We start from the raw sequence: 17,002 nt of genomic DNA on the forward strand, positions 1-17,002 counted from the left end.
CTGGGCTTTCCGGGCGGCTGCCCTCTACGCGGCGTTCTGCGCCGCCCTGACGCTCGGGTCCACCCTGATGACCCCGCCCTGCGCATCCGTCGATGCACAATACGACATCGCCGTGGTGCTGGGCGGCGGCAGCGAAGCGGACCGGCGGACGCAGCGTGAGCGCACCGGACGCATCCACGCCGCGACCCGCCTCTACCACGAAGGCAAGGTCGCCCACCTGCACCTGACCGGCGGCGGACCGGACGGCCGCAGCGCCAATGCAGCCCTTCTGGCCCGGCTGGCCCGGGACGAAGGCGTGCCGGACGACCGGCTCAGCCTCGAAAGCCGCTCGCTCTCGACCCTGCAGAACGCGCTGTTTTCCCGCCCGGACCTGCCGCCCGGCGCGCGCCTGCTGATCGTCACCGAGGCCTTCCATGGCTGGCGCGCCCGCGCGTCCTTCGCCTGGGCCGGCCTGCCCGCCGAGGTCTGCGCCAGCTCCGCGCCATGGCGTCCGATCTACCTGCGGCCCCTCGTGCCGCTGCGCGAAACGGCGGCCTGGGGTGTCAACATCCTGCGGGCCGGGCTGTGGCTGACCGCCGAAACCCTGGGCCTGGAACAGCGATTGCCGCAGGCGCTGCTCATCTGACCCCGGCACGCCCCGGATGCCGCCGATCCAGGCCGGATCGCCGGCCAACCCGCCTCATGTTAATCATTATTATTATGAATTTGCCTGTAGTCGGCAGATGTGAAAGACCGGGCGCCAACAGTTCCGGAAAGGCAATTAGATGAGCGACGCACTTTCCCGGGCCCTGGCTCAGCGCGACTGGCTGCTGGCGGACGGGGCCACGGGCACCAACCTGTTCAACATGGGCCTGATGTCGGGCGATGCACCCGAATTCTGGAACGAAACCGAGCCGGACAAGATCCGCACCCTTTACCGCGGCGCGGTCGAAGCCGGATCGGACCTGTTCCTGACCAACTCCTTTGGCGCCAATGCCTCGCGGCTCAAGCTGCACGATGCCGCACACCGCGCCTACGAGCTGTCCAAGCTCGCCGCCGAACTGGGGCGCGAGATCGCCGATGCCTCCGGGCGCGAGGTGATCGTCGCCGGTTCGGTCGGCCCGACGGGCGAGATCATGGGCGCGGCCGGGACGCTGAGCCATGAACGCGCCGTCGAGATGTTCGAGGAAACCGCCAAGGGCCTGATGGACGGCGGCGCCGATGTGCTCTGGGTCGAGACGATCTCGTCTCCCGAGGAGTACCGCGCCGCCGCCGAGGCCTTCGGCAACATCAACGCGCCCTGGTGCGGCACCATGAGCTTTGACACCGCCGGGCGCACCATGATGGGCGTGACCTCCGCCGACATGGTCAAGATGGTCGAGGAGCTGCCCAACCCGCCGATCGCCTTCGGCGCCAACTGCGGCGTCGGCGCGTCGGACCTCTTGCGCACCGTGCTGGGCTTTGCCGCCCAGGGCAGCGAGCGGCCGATCATCGCCAAGGGCAACGCCGGCATCCCGAAATACCACGACGGTCACATCCACTATGACGGCACGCCGCAGCTGATGGCGGAATACGCGGTGATGGCGCACAACGCCGGCGCGCGGATCATCGGCGGCTGCTGCGGCACCATGCCCGACCACCTGCGCGCCATGCGCGCCGCGCTGGAATCGCATGAGCCCGGCCCGCGCCCGACGCTCGAAGAGATCGCCGCCGCACTGGGCGGGTTTTCCTCCAGCAGCGACGGCACCGGCGACGACGACGGCGCCGGCCGCGAACGCCGGGGACGCCGACGCCGCGGCTCCGAGGGCTGAGGCCCGCCAACGTCCCGGCACAGCCCGGGTCACGCCGCGCCACCCGTCCCTGGCACCCGCAAGACGCTGTTAACCAAGAGTGGCTAGCCTGATGACATGCAGCCCCTTCCGCCCCGGATTCGTCCCGATGACTGGCTTCGCCGGATCTTTTCCGCCCGCGCCGTGGCCGAGGGCGGCGTCATCCGGCGCAAGGTCCGCGATGTCGAACGCATCGTCGGGCGTGACCGTTTCCTGGCCGAGCTGCAGCGCCGCGGCTACCGCGCGGTCGAGAACGGCGGACAGATCGTCATCTTCTGCAACACCGAGCCGGTGCGCATCCTGCGATGAACGACCTCTGACCCGGGCGAGCAAATTCCATGTGTGGAATTTGCAAATTCCGCATACGGAATTTGTCCGCCTAAAACAACGCGAGCTGGTCCCCCACCCGCGGCGGCACCCGGAACAGGTCGCAGCGCAGCGGCGGCTGGTCCCGGTCCAGTCCCAGCGCGGCGGCGGCACGCCGGAACCGCGCTCCGACCAGGTCGGCATAGGGACCTTCCCCGCGCATCCTCCGGAACCAGGTCGCCGAATAGACCTCGCCGCCGTGCATGTCGCGCAGGTGGCCGAGGATGCGCCTGGCCCGGTCGGGGTAATGCGTCGCCAGCCAGTCCTGGAACAGCGGCGCCACCTCCAGCGGCAGGCGCAGCATGATCCAGCTGGCCGAAGTCGCCCCCGCCTCGGCCCCGGCTGTCAGGATCGACTCCAGCTCGGGATCGGTCAGTGTCGGGATCATGGGCGAGGCCATGACACGCACGGGAACCCCTGCCTCCCTCAACCGCCGGATCGTCGCCAGCCGGCGCTTGGGCCCCGGCGCGCGCGGCTCCATCCGGCGCGACAGCTTCTCGTCCAGCGTGGTGACCGAAATGCCCACCCGCACCAGCCCCTGCGCCGCCATGTCGGACAGGATGTCGATGTCACGCTCGATCAGCGCGCCCTTGGTCACCACGGCGACCGGGTGGCGAAACTCGCGCAGCACCTCCAGGCAGGCGCGCATGATGTCGCGGTCCCGCTCGACCGGCTGGTAAGGGTCGGTGTTGGTGCCGATGGCCAGCGGCGCGACACTGTAGCCCTTCACCCGCAGCTCACGTGCCAGCACCTGTGGCGCGGCGGGCCGCGCCACCAGCCGCGTCTCGAAATCCAGCCCCGGCGACAGGCCCAGCCAGGCATGCGTCGGGCGGGCAAAGCAGTAGATGCAGCCGTGTTCGCAGCCGCGATAGGGGTTCAGCGTCCGGTCGAACGGCAGGTCGGGCGAACGCACGTAATTGATGACCGAACGCGGCACCTCCTCCGTGACCTCGGTGCGGATCACGCCGGCCTCCTCGGGGATGTCCCAGCCGTCGCTTTCATCCACCCGCTGAAGACGTTCGTAGCGCCCGCTGTCGCGGCTGAGCGCGGCGCGGCCACGGGCCAGGGCGGGATCGACGGGGCGGGCGGGAGACATGCCCGCACGTTAGAACCAAACAAGAACATTTGCAAGATTACGCACAATGGAAGACGCAAGGTCGGTCCCGCAGCGCCCCATGTCGCAATTTGCCAATTGAACCCGACCAAAAAGAACGAATAGTCCCCCCAACTTCGGCGTGCCCCGCCGAACCAGTGTCAAGGAAACGCGCCATGTCCGACGAAGACGCAGACATCATCCTGTCCGAACTCGACGACGACGAACTCGTCCAGCAGATGTTCGACGACCTCTACGACGGTCTCAAGGAAGAGATCGAGGAAGGCGTGAACATCCTGCTCGAACGCGGCTGGACCCCCTACGACGTACTGACCAAGGCGCTGGTCGGCGGCATGACCATCGTCGGCAACGACTTCCGCGACGGCATCCTGTTCGTCCCCGAGGTGCTGCTGGCCGCCAACGCGATGAAGGGCGGCATGGCCATCCTCAAGCCGCTGCTGGTGCAGACCGGCGCGCCGCGCATGGGCAAGATGGTGATCGGCACCGTCAAGGGCGACATCCACGACATCGGCAAGAACCTCGTCGGCATGATGATGGAGGGCGCGGGTTTCGAGATCGTCGACCTGGGCATCAACAACCCGGTCGACAAGTACATCGACGCGCTCAAGGCCGAAGAGGCGGACATCCTCGGCATGTCGGCGCTGCTGACCACCACCATGCCGTACATGAAGGTGGTGATCGACACGATGAAGGAAATGGGCATCCGCGACGATTACATCGTCCTGGTCGGCGGCGCGCCGCTGAACGAGGAATTCGGCAAGGCGATCGGCGCCGACGCCTACTGCCGCGACGCGGCGGTGGCGGTCGAGACCGCCAAGAAGTTCATCGCCCGCAAGCACAACCAGATGGCGGCGGGCTGAACCACGCCCCACTGTCTGACCTGCCCCGCCCTCACCGGCGGGGCTTTTTCGTTTGAGGGGGAGGTAATGGTGTGGGGTGGTGTGGGCGGGGAGCGGTCGTTCGCTGCGCCAGGCACGAATGGCGGCACCGCGCAGAATTTCAGCTGCGAAGATACGTGAGCGCGATGCGCAATTACTTCTAGACACAGCCAAGAGCCTAACACCGTGATGCCTCTTGTTGCATCGGGCATCTTCTGACTTAATCGATGACATCGAAGTCCTACCGCCCAGCGACGGCGCTCAGTTCTTCACATTTCACTTTGGAAGGCGACAGATGGCTGATTTTGTTTTCGATGTTTTTGTCCCAAACGGAACGCCTACTCATACTTACGTGACGAGAGCCGAAGAAAAGAACGAGGAAAAGCTCGCTGCTGCCCTCGACATGCCGAAAATGGTGATCTCCATATCCGGCCCCTCCAAGACAGGTAAGACAGCCTTGGTCGACACTCTCCTAACAGCAGAACGGATAATCCCCGTTACGGGCCACTCGCTCCGCTCCTCAAACGACCTGTGGCAATCAGTTATGCGATGGATCGGTGGTCCGGAAGAAATCGAAAAGATCAAAGAGAGGGTGCTAAAAGCAGGTGCAGCAGGCAAGACAACTGCCGAAGCGGGAGTCATTTTTGCCAAAGGAAAGGCTGAAGGAGAAATAAACGGCGGCATTGAGATCACAACAGCGACATCAGAGAAATACGGCATTGAGTTTTTTGAGGCTGTAGTGAAAGAGCTCAGCGGAAGCGATTTTGTCGTTTTCTTAGATGACTTTCACTATATTGCCGAAGAGGCGCAGATCGACATTGCCAAGTCCATCAAGGCGATTGCTGAACGCGGCGTTCGCGTTTGCATTGCTTCGGTGCCTCACAAATCAGATGATATGGTTCGTGCGAATGATGAATTGACGGGCCGCATAATATCGATATTGTTTGACTATTGGACCGTTCAGGAGTTGGAAATTATTGCCAAGAACGGCTTTTCGGCTCTCGGCGTTGATATAGCACCTGCAGTAATGAAGAGGCTTGCGACCGAATCGCTTGGTTCACCACAGCTAATGCAGTCTCTGTGCTTGAGTTTGTGTCTTGAAAAGGGCATCAGAAATAAGCAAGCCTTGGAGAAGAGAACTGAAGTTTCTGACGCGGACTATCGTGCTGCCTTAGAGCGAACTACACTTCAAACTGATTATTCGAGGACGGTTGAAAAACTTCACACAGGAGCCAAAGAGCGCGGAACGCAGCGGAAAGAGTTCAAGCTAAAAGATGGCTCGACGGGCGACGTATACCGCGCAATTCTTCTCGCCCTCATCGAAAATCCGCCAAGGCTGAGCTTTGATTACGATGAAATCATGGATAGGATAAAACAAGTCTGCACTGGAGACTCCCCTGTGGGTTCCAGCGTCCAGCTCGCCCTCAAGCAAATGGATGGTATCGCAAAAGATATCAGAAAGGACGCTCCCGTCCTTGAATGGGACGACGACAAGCTCGAGGTTACCAACCCCTACTTCATGTTTTACCTTCGATCGTCACAGAAGATTGATCAGATTCATACAGGAAAGTCAGGAATGGTGTAATTGATGAACCTCGTTTTGCCAGCTGACTGAAGGCTATTTTTCGGCTGCCTTCAGACGTTCGGAGCACTTCCTTTGGACGTCTGCTAAGGGCCGAAAACGCACCCGCGATCCCCTCGTCCCAACTCAATGCCGCTTTCCAAGAACACCCAAGATAACGAATCTCGATGGCCGCGGCCCCGCCGCCCTTGAACCGCGCCCCCCAACCCCCAACCTTCAGTCAGGGAGACCGCCATGAAGCTCGATACCCTCGTCCTGACGATCGTCTGCGTGGTCGCCGCCGTCGCGGCCACCACCTGGCTGTCGATCCTGATCCTTGCCGCGATCCAGGTGCCCTTTGCCTGGCTCGCCCTTCTGCCCGCCGCGCTGGTGGGCTTTATCGTCTAACGGGTCATCGCCGAACGCGTCGGCAATGCCGAGGAAGACCACTACGACCGGATGGACCACTGATGCTGATCGTCACCACCGAAACCGTCGCCGGGCGCGAGATCGCCACCTCCCTGGGCCTGGTGCGCGGCGCCACCGTGCGGGCCAAGCACCTGGGCACCGACATCGTCGCCGCGCTCAAGCAACTCGTGGGCGGCGAGCTGACCGGCTATTCTTCGCTCATGGCGGGCGCGCGCGAACAGGCGCTGGACCGCATGACCGCCGAAGCAGAGCGCCTCGGCGCCGACGCCGTTGTCTGCATGCGTCTCCAGACCTCGGCGATCGCCAAGGGCGCCTCGGAAATCGTCACCTACGGCACCGCGGTCAAGCTGAAGTGATTGGCAATTGATCGCGTTTTGCGGGTCCGCCATCGGATTCGGCTTTTTCTTTTTCAACCTTTGACCCATACTATGAGGGAGGAAGGAGAAACGCATGCCGGTGACCATCTTTGCCTTGCTGGTCTGTTCCGTTGTTCTGGCCGCCGCGCTGACGGTCTGGGCCATGTCCTCCTTCGGAATCCTGACTGTGCTGCCCATCCTCCTCGCGCTTGCGTTGCTCGCCCGCTGGGCCATGGCGCATGTGCCGCATGACGACAGCCGCACCTGACCCCAGCCTCACGGACACCCGCCTGACCGAACAGGGGCTTGCCCCCTCCGGGGATGGCCGCGTGCTGTTGCTGGCCTGCGGCGCGCTGGCGCGCGAGATCCTGGCGCTGATCCGGTTGAATGGCTGGGATCACATGGACCTCGCCTGCCTGCCGGCGATCCTGCACAACCATCCCGAAAAGATCACCGGCGCCGTGCGCGAGGCGGTGGACAAGCACCGAGCCGACTATGGCCGCATCTGCATCGTCTACGCCGATTGCGGCACCGGCGGGCTGTTGCAGGCCGCCTGCGCCGAGATGGGGGTCGAGATGGTGGCCGGCCCGCACTGCTACGCCTTCTTCGACGGGCTGGCGCAGTTCGAGGCGCGCGACGAGATCACCGCCTTCTACCTGACCGACTTCCTGTGCCGGCAGTTCGATGCCTTCGTCTGGCGGCCGCTCGGACTGGACCGCCACCCGCAGCTGCGCGACATGTACTTCGGCCACTATGAAAAGTTGGTCTACCTGGCGCAGACCGAGGATGCCGACCTGACCGCCCGGGCCGAGGCCTGCGCCGAACGCATGGGCCTGGTGTTCGAACGGCGCTTTACCGGCTACGGCGACCTTGCAACAGCGCTGGAACGCTGGGCCTGACTGCCGGCCGGATTTTCCGCCAGACGGCCCGGTCCGGCAGCCCCTAGCGCGCCGCCAAAGTCTCCGACAGCACGGTCGACACCGGGACCAGCGTGATGGTCCCGCTGCGGTCCTGCAAACCCCACAGCACCAGCGCCGAGATCGTGTCGGCCCGCAGACGGCCCAGCATCACCACGCCGCCCTCCTGCCGGGCGCGAAACGACGCCTGGTCCAGCGTGCGGCGGATGGCGCCCGTGTCCTGCCCCTCGCCGTCGAAATCGCGGAACAGCGTGACCGCCGGAACGCCGTCCTTCAGCGCCAGCTTCTGCGCCGTGTTCAGCCCCTTGGGCTGCATGACAAGACCATGCCCCGAGGCCCCGAGATAGGTCGCCACCTGGTCGGACACCTCGCGGTTTTCCTGCAACCCGCCCGCCGGGTCCTCCAGCACCGCCACCGCCTCGGGCACCGCGCCCACCACCCCGGCCAGCGTCACCTCGACATCGCCGGCGGTCGCCCCCTCGGGCAGCGCGGCCAGCGCCAGCACCTCGAAGCCCAGCCTGCGATAGCCTGCGGCGGCCTCGGCGGCCTTCGGATGGCTGGGCGGGATCGCAAAGCTGACCGGGAAGGGGAAGGATTCCAGCCCCTCGGGGCCCAGCGGCCCGGTGCCTTCGTCGATCAGCACGATCGCCATGCGCGGCACGTCGGCCGGCACCTCGACATCGGCGGCAAAGCGGACCAGCGGGCTGTCCGGCGGCAGCGCGGCCAGCGCGGCGGGCAGCGGGCTGTCGTCCCCGGGCAGCGGGTCGGCCTCGGCCGGGGCGGTCGCCGGGCGCGTCACCAGCGACCGCGCGGGCGTGCCCACGGCGGGGCGGCTGGGCGCCACGACATCGGCGGTCTCGGGCGGATCGACCTGCGGCAGGGCGGCCACGGGCGGCGTGTCCGCCTCCGGCGCGGCAGCGGGGGGGTCTGCCTCCGGTTCCGGACCTGCGGCCTCCAGGGTCGCGTCGGCCACGGCGGGGGCGTCCGCCACCTCGGGCACCGGGGCGGGTTCGGGGGCCGGTTCAGGGGCGGCTTCGGGCGCCAGCGCGCTGTCGGCGGCAGGCACCACGGGCTCGGGCGGCTGGGCCGGTCCGGTGACGATGACCGGCCGCGCCTCGGGCCGGGGCGCGCCGGGCGCGGGCGACGGCAGCGGCGGTTGCAGCGGCGCTTCGCCGGTGACGCGGACCGGCGCGCCCGCTAGGGCCGGTGCGGCGCCTTCCGGCGCATCGGGGGCGGCGCCCACCACCGGCGGGGCCGGCGGCACGGTGTCGGCGCCGCTCACCACAGGGTCACTGGGCGCGGCCAGGCTGCCCGCGGGCGCGGCGGGCCGGTCCACGCCGGTCTCCGGCTCCGGCCTGCGGCCGGGCTGCGACAGGTCGGGGGCCGGCTCGGGCACCGTGTCGGGCGCGGGCGCGCGCGCGACCAGCGGTGCGGTCGCATCCTGCGGGGCCGGGGCGGCCGTGGCCTCCGGTTCCGGGGCCTCCGGTTCAGGAGTGTCCGGTTCCGGGACCTCCGGCTCCGCGGTCTCCGGTTCCGCGGTCTCGGGCGCATCGGCCAGCGGCGCGCTGTCCACCTGTCCCACCGGATCGGACAACGGCGCCACCCGGTCTGGCAACGGCGCCGAGAGCGACAGCGCCGCCACCCCGGCGCCCGAAAACACCACGCCCCAGATCACGCCCGACAGAAATCCCCGTGCCATGCTGCTCACTCCGACCTGTTTCTCGCGCCTGTCCCGGCGCCTGTGCCCCCGTGTTTCCACGGCCGTGCCGGGGTTGACGCCACCCGGCCTGCCTGCGCATGTATACCGCGACGTTGGCCCTGCCCGCCAGCCCCCGTTAACCCTGCGCCGGAATTGACGTGCCATGCTGCTGCTGATCGACAACTACGACAGTTTCACCTACAACCTCGTGCACTACCTGGGCGAACTGGGGGCCGAGGTGCAGGTCTGGCGCAACGACGCGCTGGACGTGCAGCAGGCCATGGCGCTGAACCCCGCGGGGATCGTGCTGTCCCCCGGCCCCTGCGACCCGGACCAGGCCGGCATCTGCCTTGCCCTGACCGCCGCCGCCGCCGAGACGAAGACCCCGCTGCTGGGCGTCTGCCTCGGCCACCAGACCATCGGCCAGGCCTTTGGCGGCACCGTGGTGCGGCATGACGAGATCGTGCACGGCAAGATGGGGCAAATGCACCACCAGGGCGAAAGCGTCTTCAAGGGCCTGCCCTCGCCGATCAAGGCGACCCGCTATCACAGCCTCGTGGTCCGCCGCTCGGACCTGCCCGACTGCCTCAAGGTGACGGCGACGCTGGAGGACGGCACCATCATGGGCCTGATGCACCGCGACCTGCCCATTCACGGCGTGCAGTTCCACCCCGAATCCATCGCCTCGGAACATGGCCACGACATGCTGCGCAACTTCCTCGACGTGCTGAAGGTGCCGGCATGAGCGACGACCTGCGCCCACTGATCGGCGCCGCCGCCGACCGCCCGCTGTCCCGGGCCGAGGCCGAGGACGCCTTTGGCATCCTCTTCGCCGGCGAGGCGACGCCGGCCCAGATCGGCGGCCTGCTGATGGCCCTGCGCACGCGGGGCGAGACGGTGGACGAATACGCCGCCGCCGCCGCCGTGATGCGCGCCAAATGCCACAAGGTCGCGGCCCCCGCCGGCGCCATGGACATCGTCGGAACGGGGGGCGACGGCAAGGGCACGCTGAACATCTCGACCGCCACCGCCTTTGTCGTGGCCGGGTCCGGCGTGCCGGTGGCCAAGCACGGCAACCGCAACCTGTCGTCGAAATCCGGCGCGGCGGATGCCCTGGGCCAGCTCGGCATCAACGTGATGATCGGCGCGAAAGCCGTTGAAAAAGCACTGGAATCGGTCGGCATCTGCTTCATGATGGCGCCCATGCATCACCCGGCCATGGCCCATGTCGGCCCGGTCCGGGCCGAACTCGGCACGCGGACGATCTTCAACATCCTCGGCCCGCTGACCAACCCGGCGGGGGTCAAGCGTCAGCTGACCGGCGCCTTCACCCGCGCGCTGATCCGCCCGATGGCCGAAACGCTGGCACAGCTGGGCAGCGAACGCGCCTGGCTGGTGCACGGCTCGGACGGCACGGACGAGCTGACCATCACCGGCGTCAGCTGGATCGCCGCGCTGGAAGAGGACGGCCAGATCCGCGAGGCCGAACTGCACCCCGAGGACGCCGGCCTGCCGGTCCACCCCTTCGAGGCGATCGTCGGCGGCACCCCCGAGGACAACGGCCGCGCCTTCCGCGCCCTGCTCGACGGCGCGCCCTCGGCCTACCGCGACGCGGTGCTGCTGAACGCCGCCGCCGCGCTGACCATCGCCGGCAAGGCGGCCGACCTGCGCGAGGGCGTCGGCTTGGCGCGCGACAGCATCGACAGCGGCGCGGCCCTGGGCAAGGTGCAGGCGCTCGCCCGGGCCACGCAGGCCGCCTGAGCCGATGCGAACCGGCGCAGCCTGGCGGGCAAATTCCACACATGGAATTTGCAAATTCCGTGTGTGGAATTTGCCCGCATGACGGCCCTCGTCCCGCCCCGCTCCTGGGCGCATCTCCCCTTCTTCGCGCAGGACCTGCCGCGGATCGCGGCCGCGCTCGCCACCAGCACCGCCCAGGTCCTGCCACCCGCCCCCCATGTCTTTGCCGCGCTCGACGCCTGCCCGCCCGAGGCCACCCGCGTCGTCATCCTTGGCCAGGACCCCTACCCGACCCCCGGCCACGCGCACGGCTTCGCCTTCTCGGTCGCCCCCCAGGTCCGCCCGCTGCCGCGCTCGCTGACCAATATCTTCAAGGAGATGCAGGACGACCTCGGCGCCCGCCCCCCCGACGGCGACCTGCGCTTCTGGGCCACCCAGGGCGTGCTGCTGCTGAACACCGCGCTGACGGTCGAGGCCGGCCGCGCCGGGGTCCATGCGAACCTCGGCTGGTCGCGCCTGACCGAACAGGTGCTTGCCGCGCTCTCGGACCGCCCGCGCGCCTTTGTCCTCTGGGGCAACCATGCGCAGGGCTTTGCGCCGCACATCAGCGGCCCCGGCCACCTGATCCTGAACAGCGCGCATCCCTCGCCGCTCTCGGCCCGGCGCGGCTTTTTCGGATCGCGGCCCTTTTCCCGCGTCAACGACTGGCTTAAGGACAAGGGCCAGACGCCGATCAACTGGACGACGCCCGAGGGAGCCGCCCCATGACCCTGACCATCCTCGACAAGATCAAGGCCTACAAGCTGGAGGAGGTCGCCGCCGACAAGGCGACCCGCCCCCTGGCGCAGGTCGAAGAGGCCGCCCGCGCGGCCGCCCCCGTGCGCCCCTTTGCCCGCGCCCTGACGCAGGCCGCCGCCTCCGGCTACGGCCTCATCGCCGAGATCAAGAAGGCCTCGCCCTCCAAGGGCCTGATCAGGGCCGATTTCGACCCCGCCACGCTGGCCCGCGCCTACGAGGCCGGCGGCGCCACATGCCTGTCTGTGCTGACCGACACGCCCTCCTTCCAGGGCGCGAAACCCTTCCTGCAACAGGCCCGCAATGCCTGCGACTTGCCCTGCCTGCGCAAGGATTTCATGTACGACCCCTACCAGGTCGCCGAGGCGCGCGCGCTGGGGGCCGACTGCATCCTGATCATCATGGCCTCCGTCTCGGACGCGCAGGCGGCGGAACTCGAGGATTGCGCCACCCACTGGGGCATGGACGCGCTGGTCGAGGTGCACGACGCGCCCGAGCTTGACCGCGCGCTGGCGCTGAACAGCCCGCTGATCGGCGTCAACAACCGCAACCTCAAGACCTTCGAGACCACGCTCGACTGCACCCGCCAGCTCTCGAAACGCATCCCCGCAGGCCGCTTCCTGATCTCCGAATCCGGCCTCAACACCCCCGCCGACCTGGCCGACATGGCGGCCCACGGCGCCCGCGCCTTCCTGATCGGCGAAAGCCTGATGCGCCAGGCCGACGTGACCGCCGCCACCCAGGCCCTGCTGAAAAACCCGGTGCCCGCATGACTGGACTGACCCATTTCGACGCCGCCGGCAACGCGCACATGGTCGATGTCTCGGACAAGCCGGTGACCGACCGCATCGCCACCGCCGAAGGTTTCGTCACCATGGCGTCCGAAACCTTTGTCCTGATCACCGAGGGCCGCGCGAAAAAGGGCGACGTGATCGGCGTCGCGCGCCTCGCCGGAATCATGGGGGCGAAAAAGACCCCCGAACTGATCCCGCTCTGCCACCCGCTGCCCGTGACCAAGGTCACGGTGGACCTGGCGCCCGACCCGGATCTGCCCGGCCTCAGGATCACCGCCACGGTCAAGACCTCCGGCCAGACCGGGGTCGAGATGGAGGCGCTGACCGCCGTCTCGACCGCCGCTCTGACGGTCTACGACATGGTCAAGGCGGTGGACAAGGGCATGACCATCGGCGGCATCCGCGTCCTGCTCAAGGACGGCGGCAAATCGGGACGGTACGAGGCGAAATGATCACCGTCGCGCAGGCCCTCGACCAGCTGTTCGCCCTCGCCCGCCCGCTCGAGGCCGAGACCGTGCCGCTCAGCGCCGCCGCCGGCCGCGTTCTGGCCCGTCCCGTCACCGCGCGGCGTGACCAGCCGCCCTTCCCGGCATCGGCCATGGACGGCTACGCGGTGCCTCAGGCCACGCCGGGCGCGCGCTTCACCGTGATCGGCGAAAGCGCCGCCGGCAGCCGCTTTGACGGTCCGGTCGGCCCCGGCCAGGCGGTGCGCATCTTCACCGGCGCGCCGGTGCCGCAGGGCGCCACCCGCATCGTCATCCAGGAGGACACGATGCGCGAGGGCGACACGATCACCCTGCGCGACACGCTGGACGACAACCCCTACATCCGCCCCGCCGGCACCGACTTCCGCATCGGCGACACCGTCGCCGCCCCGCGCCTGCTGTCCTCCCGCGACGTGGCCCTGCTGGCGGCGATGAACATCGCCGAGGTGCCCGTCACCCGCAAACCGCGCGTCGCCCTGATCTCCACCGGGGACGAGCTGGTGATGCCCGGCGACACCCCCGGCCCCGACCAGATCATCGCCTCGAACACCTTCGGCCTGCACGCGCTCCTGCGCGACATCGGGGCCGCACCGCGCATCCTGCCCATCGCCCGCGACACCGCCGCCTCGCTGACCCACGCCTTCGACCTGGTCGAGGATGCGGACCTGGTGATCACCATCGGCGGCGCATCGGTCGGAGACCATGACCTGGTGGCCCGCGTCGCGGCCGAGCTGGGCATGGAGCGCGCCTTTCACAAGGTCGCCATGCGCCCGGGCAAGCCGCTGATGTCCGGCCGCCTGCGCGACGCCATGATGATCGGCCTGCCGGGCAACCCGGTCTCGGCCATGGTCTGCGGCCACGTCTTCGTGGCGCCGGTGATCCGCGCCATGCTGGGCCTCGGCGCCGCGCCCGCCCCGCGCCGCCGCGCCACGCTGACCGCGCCGCTGGAGCCAAACGGCAAGCGTGAACACTACATGCGCGCGCAGCTGACAGATGACGGCATCGCCGCGCTCGACCGGCAGGACTCCAGCCTGCTCAGCGTGCTGGGCGCGGCCAACGCCCTGCTGGTCCGCCCGGTGGACGATCCCGCCCGCGCCATCGGCGAGCAGGTCGACTACCTGCCGCTGTAAGGGGGCAGCGCCCCCGGGGCCGTGTCCCCCACGCGCCTCTCGCGCCTGATTTACCGACAGGCCCGTTGACACAAACCGTGAACGCCCGTAGAACAAAAGTTAACAGGCAACGGAGCGGCGGCATGCTGACCAAGAAACAACTCGACCTTCTGAACTTCATCAACAAGCGCATGTCCCGCGACGGCGTGCCGCCGAGTTTCGACGAAATGAAAGACGCGCTCGACCTTCGGTCCAAGTCCGGCATCCATCGCCTGATCACCGCGCTGGAAGAGCGCGGCTTCATCCGCCGCCTCGCCCATCGCGCCCGCGCCATCGAGATCGTCAAGCTGCCCGAAAGCCTCGGCGGCCCCGCCACCGGCTTCACGCCACGGGTGATCGAGGGCGACCGCCCCGCCGGCCGCCCGTCCGATGCCTTCGACCTCGGCCCGGCCAACCTGACCGAACTGCCGCTGATGGGCCGCATCGCCGCCGGCCAGCCGATCGAGGCGATCAACGACATGCCGCCGGGCGTCGCGGTGCCCGGCCAGATGCTGCGCGGCCAGGGGCGGCACTACGCGCTCGAGGTCAAGGGCGACTCGATGATCGACGCCGGGATCAACGACGGCGACGTGGTGGTGATCCGCGAAACCTCGCACGCGCAGGACGGCGACATCGTCGTGGCGCAGATCGAAGGCTACGAGGCCACGCTCAAGCGGTTCCGCCGCAAGGGCGAGATGATCGTGCTGGAGGCGGCGAACCCGGCCTACGAATCGCGCGTGCTGCCGCAGGGCGCGGTCACCGTACAGGGCCGGCTGGTCGGGCTGATCCGCACCTACTGATCCGCACCTACTGATCCGCACCTAACTGATCCCAGAACGCCAGCCGCACCACCCCCGGTGCGGCGCCGTGCCAGAGCCGCCATCCCGCCACGTCGCGATTGGTGACGATGCGCAGCGATCCTTCACCGGGCCACAGCGCGACGGACCCGCTGTCGCGCAGGCGCGCGGGGTCAAAGACCTCGCAGCCGCCGGGCAGGGCCAGGTCGACGCTCGACACCACCACCTGCCCCGGTGCGCAGCGCGCCAAGCCCCGCGCCGCCACCTTGCCCTGCACGTGCAGGATCTCCAGCCCGCCCAGCGTCACCCGCGCCAGCCGGTCCGCCACCGATCCGGGCCAGAGCCCCGCCGCCGCCGCCTGATCCCGGCCCGCGCCGTCGTTCTCCAGCCAGACCTCGGCGACAAAGCCCGACCCCCGGTCGCGCGACAGCCCGCGCCCCTCGGGGGTCATCACCCCCACCAGCGTCCCGGTGTCGGCGATCAGCACCGGCGGCCGCTCAGTCCCCGACCACAGCGCAACAGCCAGCGCCAGCGGCACCAGCCCCGCCACCCGCCCGCGCCCGCGCCACAGGCACAGCACCAGCCCGCCAAGCGCGATCAGCGGCAGCACCCAGGGCCCCGGCGCCACAACGTGCCCCACCGATCCGTCCCAGCCCGCCACCGCCCCCGCCACGCCCAGGATCCAGCCCAGCCCCGGCGCCATCAGCCACAACGCGATCCAGTCCAGCCCGAAGGGCATCAGCAGCGCCGCCAGCACCGCCATCGGCACCACCACCAGCCCCATCACCGGCACCGCGACGAGGTTGGCCAGCAGCCCGTAGTGCGACACCTGGTTGAAATGCGCCATGCCCACCGGCGCCGTCGCCACCCCCGCCACGAAGGATGACAGCGCCACCGACAGCACCGGCGCCAGCCAGCGCGGCAGGCGGTGTTCACGCTGCCACAGGCTCACCGCCTCGAACACCGCCACCAGCGCCGTGGTGGCGGCAAAGGACATCTGGAACCCCGGCCCCAGCAGCGCCTCGGGCTGCATCAGCAGCACGATCAGCGCCGCCATCGCCACGCTGCGCAGCGACAGCGCGCGGCGGTCCAGCATCAGCGCACACAGCGCCACGGCGACCATGATAAAGGCGCGCTCGGTCGCCACGTTGCCGCCCGACAGCGCCAGATAGCCCGCCGCCGCCAGCAGCGCGCCCCCGGCGGCCAGTTTCTTGACCGGCCAGTGGTGGCGCGGGTGCGGATGAAGCAGCAGCCCCAGCCGCAGCGCGGCAAAGACAAAGCCCGCCAGCAGCCCCATGTGCAGCCCGGAAATGGCCAGCAGATGCGCCAGGTTGCTGTCGCGCAGGTCCTGCAAGGTCTCCTGCCCCATGCCGGACCGGTCGCCGGTCATCACGGCGGCGGCAAAGGCGCCGCGCTCACCGGGCAGCGCCGCCTGCACCCGCGCCGACAGCCACAGCCGCATCCGCGCCACCGCCAGCCCCTCTTGCGGGTCCTCCAGCAACAGCACCGGCGTGCGGGTGTAGCCCACGGCGCCCAGCCCCAGGAACCAGGCGTGGCGGCGGAAATCGAACCCGCCCGGCTCCACCGCGCCGCCGGGGGCCGACAGGTGGCCGGTCAGGATCACCACCTGCCCCGGACGTGGCTCCAGATACCCCTGCGTGCCATGCAGCGACACGCGCACGCGGCGCGGCGTGTCGTCCGGGTCCATCCGCTCCAGCACCACGCGGTCCAGCGTCAGCCGCAGCGCGTCCGAGGCCGAACGGTCGATATCGACCACCCGCCCCTCGACCGGGCCGTAATAGCGGAAATCCAGCACCGGCCCGGCCACCGTGTGCGCCCGCAGCCCGGCCAGCGCAAAGCCCAGAAAGACCAGCGCGCAGCCCGCCAGCACCGGGCCGAACACCGGCCCCGCACGTTGTTGCAGCACCGCCAGAATGCCGATGGACCCGCAGGCCCACAGCAACGCCACCGGCGGTTCGACCCGCAGGGCAAAATAGGCACCGATCCCGACCGCCAGAAAGACCGGCGTCCAGGGAAACAGGTGCCCGCGCTGGCCCAGCAGGCCCGCCGCCAGCCACGAGAATACCAGGCCCATGCTTGCCCCCCGTTGGGTGG

Annotated in this window: 19 protein-coding genes; 16 read left to right on the forward strand and 3 right to left on the reverse strand. The window is 68.6% G+C overall.

Translation table 11 applies throughout. The features are described from left to right. Positions 1 to 67: 67 nt before the first annotated feature. The 3 genes from MAA8898_RS19390 to MAA8898_RS19400 all read left to right on the forward strand — a co-directional run bounded on the left by MAA8898_RS19390 (position 68) and on the right by MAA8898_RS19400 (position 2,117). A complete protein-coding gene (locus MAA8898_RS19390; RefSeq protein WP_094022687.1) occupies positions 68 to 625 on the forward strand; it encodes a YdcF family protein in 558 nt (185 codons plus the stop codon). A gap of 139 nt (positions 626 to 764) precedes the next feature. Beyond that, positions 765 to 1,790, forward strand: coding sequence for a betaine--homocysteine S-methyltransferase (gene bmt / locus MAA8898_RS19395; protein WP_094022688.1), 1,026 nt, complete (start codon positions 765 to 767; stop codon positions 1,788 to 1,790). A 96-nt stretch (positions 1,791 to 1,886) separates the two neighbouring features. Then, on the forward strand, positions 1,887 to 2,117 hold the full coding sequence (locus MAA8898_RS19400) for an N-(5'-phosphoribosyl)anthranilate isomerase (RefSeq protein ID WP_094022689.1): 231 nt from the start codon (positions 1,887 to 1,889) through the stop codon (positions 2,115 to 2,117). Positions 2,118 to 2,187: 70 nt separating this feature from the next. Here MAA8898_RS19400 and MAA8898_RS19405 read toward each other — a convergent pair whose 3' ends face one another. After that, positions 2,188 to 3,270, reverse strand: coding sequence for a PA0069 family radical SAM protein (locus tag MAA8898_RS19405; RefSeq protein WP_094022690.1), 1,083 nt, complete (start codon positions 3,268 to 3,270; stop codon positions 2,188 to 2,190). Positions 3,271 to 3,443: 173 nt separating this feature from the next. Here MAA8898_RS19405 and MAA8898_RS19410 point away from each other — a divergent pair, with 173 nt between their 5' ends. The 6 genes from MAA8898_RS19410 to MAA8898_RS19425 all read left to right on the forward strand — a co-directional run bounded on the left by MAA8898_RS19410 (position 3,444) and on the right by MAA8898_RS19425 (position 7,411). Further along, complete coding sequence (locus MAA8898_RS19410; protein ID WP_094022691.1) at positions 3,444 to 4,148, forward strand: cobalamin B12-binding domain-containing protein; 705 nt, start codon at positions 3,444 to 3,446, stop codon at positions 4,146 to 4,148. A gap of 313 nt (positions 4,149 to 4,461) precedes the next feature. After that, positions 4,462 to 5,751 (forward strand): P-loop NTPase family protein, encoded by a 1,290-nt coding sequence (locus MAA8898_RS19415; protein ID WP_141194896.1) that lies wholly within the window; start codon positions 4,462 to 4,464, stop codon positions 5,749 to 5,751. Between the two features lie 231 nt (positions 5,752 to 5,982). Continuing rightward, positions 5,983 to 6,135, forward strand: a complete 153-nt coding sequence (locus tag MAA8898_RS26380; protein WP_176445236.1) for a hypothetical protein — start codon at positions 5,983 to 5,985, stop codon at positions 6,133 to 6,135. Between the two features lie 62 nt (positions 6,136 to 6,197). Next, positions 6,198 to 6,512, forward strand: coding sequence for a YbjQ family protein (locus tag MAA8898_RS19420; protein ID WP_094022693.1), 315 nt, complete (start codon positions 6,198 to 6,200; stop codon positions 6,510 to 6,512). 94 nt (positions 6,513 to 6,606) lie between these two features. Next, on the forward strand, positions 6,607 to 6,780 hold the full coding sequence (locus MAA8898_RS26385; protein ID WP_176445237.1) for a hypothetical protein: 174 nt from the start codon (positions 6,607 to 6,609) through the stop codon (positions 6,778 to 6,780). Then, positions 6,761 to 7,411, forward strand: coding sequence for a DUF1638 domain-containing protein (locus MAA8898_RS19425; protein WP_094022694.1), 651 nt, complete (start codon positions 6,761 to 6,763; stop codon positions 7,409 to 7,411). Before MAA8898_RS26385 ends, MAA8898_RS19425 begins: the two co-directional genes overlap by 20 nt. Positions 7,412 to 7,454: 43 nt before the next feature. On the opposite strand, the gene MAA8898_RS19430 is transcribed toward MAA8898_RS19425, so the two are convergent. Further along, complete coding sequence (locus MAA8898_RS19430; protein ID WP_094022695.1) at positions 7,455 to 9,128, reverse strand: polysaccharide deacteylase family 2 protein; 1,674 nt, start codon at positions 9,126 to 9,128, stop codon at positions 7,455 to 7,457. Between the two features lie 163 nt (positions 9,129 to 9,291). On the opposite strand from MAA8898_RS19430, the gene MAA8898_RS19435 reads away from it, so the two are divergent. From MAA8898_RS19435 to lexA, 7 genes are all read left to right on the forward strand, one after another. Continuing rightward, a complete protein-coding gene (locus tag MAA8898_RS19435) occupies positions 9,292 to 9,873 on the forward strand; it encodes an anthranilate synthase component II (RefSeq protein WP_094022696.1) in 582 nt (193 codons plus the stop codon). Then, positions 9,870 to 10,889, forward strand: coding sequence for an anthranilate phosphoribosyltransferase (gene trpD, locus MAA8898_RS19440; RefSeq protein WP_094022697.1), 1,020 nt, complete (start codon positions 9,870 to 9,872; stop codon positions 10,887 to 10,889). Before MAA8898_RS19435 ends, trpD begins: the two co-directional genes overlap by 4 nt. 78 nt (positions 10,890 to 10,967) lie before the next feature. Further along, positions 10,968 to 11,636 (forward strand): uracil-DNA glycosylase, encoded by a 669-nt coding sequence (locus MAA8898_RS19445; RefSeq protein WP_094022787.1) that lies wholly within the window; start codon positions 10,968 to 10,970, stop codon positions 11,634 to 11,636. Beyond that, the gene (trpC, locus tag MAA8898_RS19450) at positions 11,633 to 12,436 is read left to right on the forward strand and encodes an indole-3-glycerol phosphate synthase TrpC (protein ID WP_094022698.1); all 804 of its coding nucleotides are present in this window, start codon (positions 11,633 to 11,635) and stop codon (positions 12,434 to 12,436) included. The genes MAA8898_RS19445 and trpC overlap by 4 nt, the downstream gene beginning before the upstream one ends. Further along, positions 12,433 to 12,909: a cyclic pyranopterin monophosphate synthase MoaC gene (gene moaC, locus MAA8898_RS19455; protein ID WP_094022699.1), complete on the forward strand. Its 477-nt coding sequence runs from the start codon at positions 12,433 to 12,435 to the stop codon at positions 12,907 to 12,909. Before trpC ends, moaC begins: the two co-directional genes overlap by 4 nt. Beyond that, positions 12,906 to 14,072, forward strand: coding sequence for a molybdopterin molybdotransferase MoeA (locus tag MAA8898_RS19460; protein WP_094022700.1), 1,167 nt, complete (start codon positions 12,906 to 12,908; stop codon positions 14,070 to 14,072). The genes moaC and MAA8898_RS19460 overlap by 4 nt, the downstream gene beginning before the upstream one ends. Before the next feature lie 122 nt (positions 14,073 to 14,194). Beyond that, positions 14,195 to 14,890: a transcriptional repressor LexA gene (lexA, locus tag MAA8898_RS19465; protein WP_094022701.1), complete on the forward strand. Its 696-nt coding sequence runs from the start codon at positions 14,195 to 14,197 to the stop codon at positions 14,888 to 14,890. Positions 14,891 to 14,897: 7 nt separating this feature from the next. On the opposite strand, the gene MAA8898_RS19470 is transcribed toward lexA, so the two are convergent. Further along, the gene (locus MAA8898_RS19470) at positions 14,898 to 16,982 is read right to left on the reverse strand and encodes a ComEC/Rec2 family competence protein (protein WP_094022702.1); all 2,085 of its coding nucleotides are present in this window, start codon (positions 16,980 to 16,982) and stop codon (positions 14,898 to 14,900) included. Positions 16,983 to 17,002: the final 20 nt, after the last annotated feature.

The sequence above is a fragment of the Antarctobacter aquimaris genome, from assembly GCF_900184945.1.
Classification (GTDB): Bacteria; Pseudomonadota; Alphaproteobacteria; order Rhodobacterales; family Rhodobacteraceae; genus Maliponia; species Maliponia aquimaris.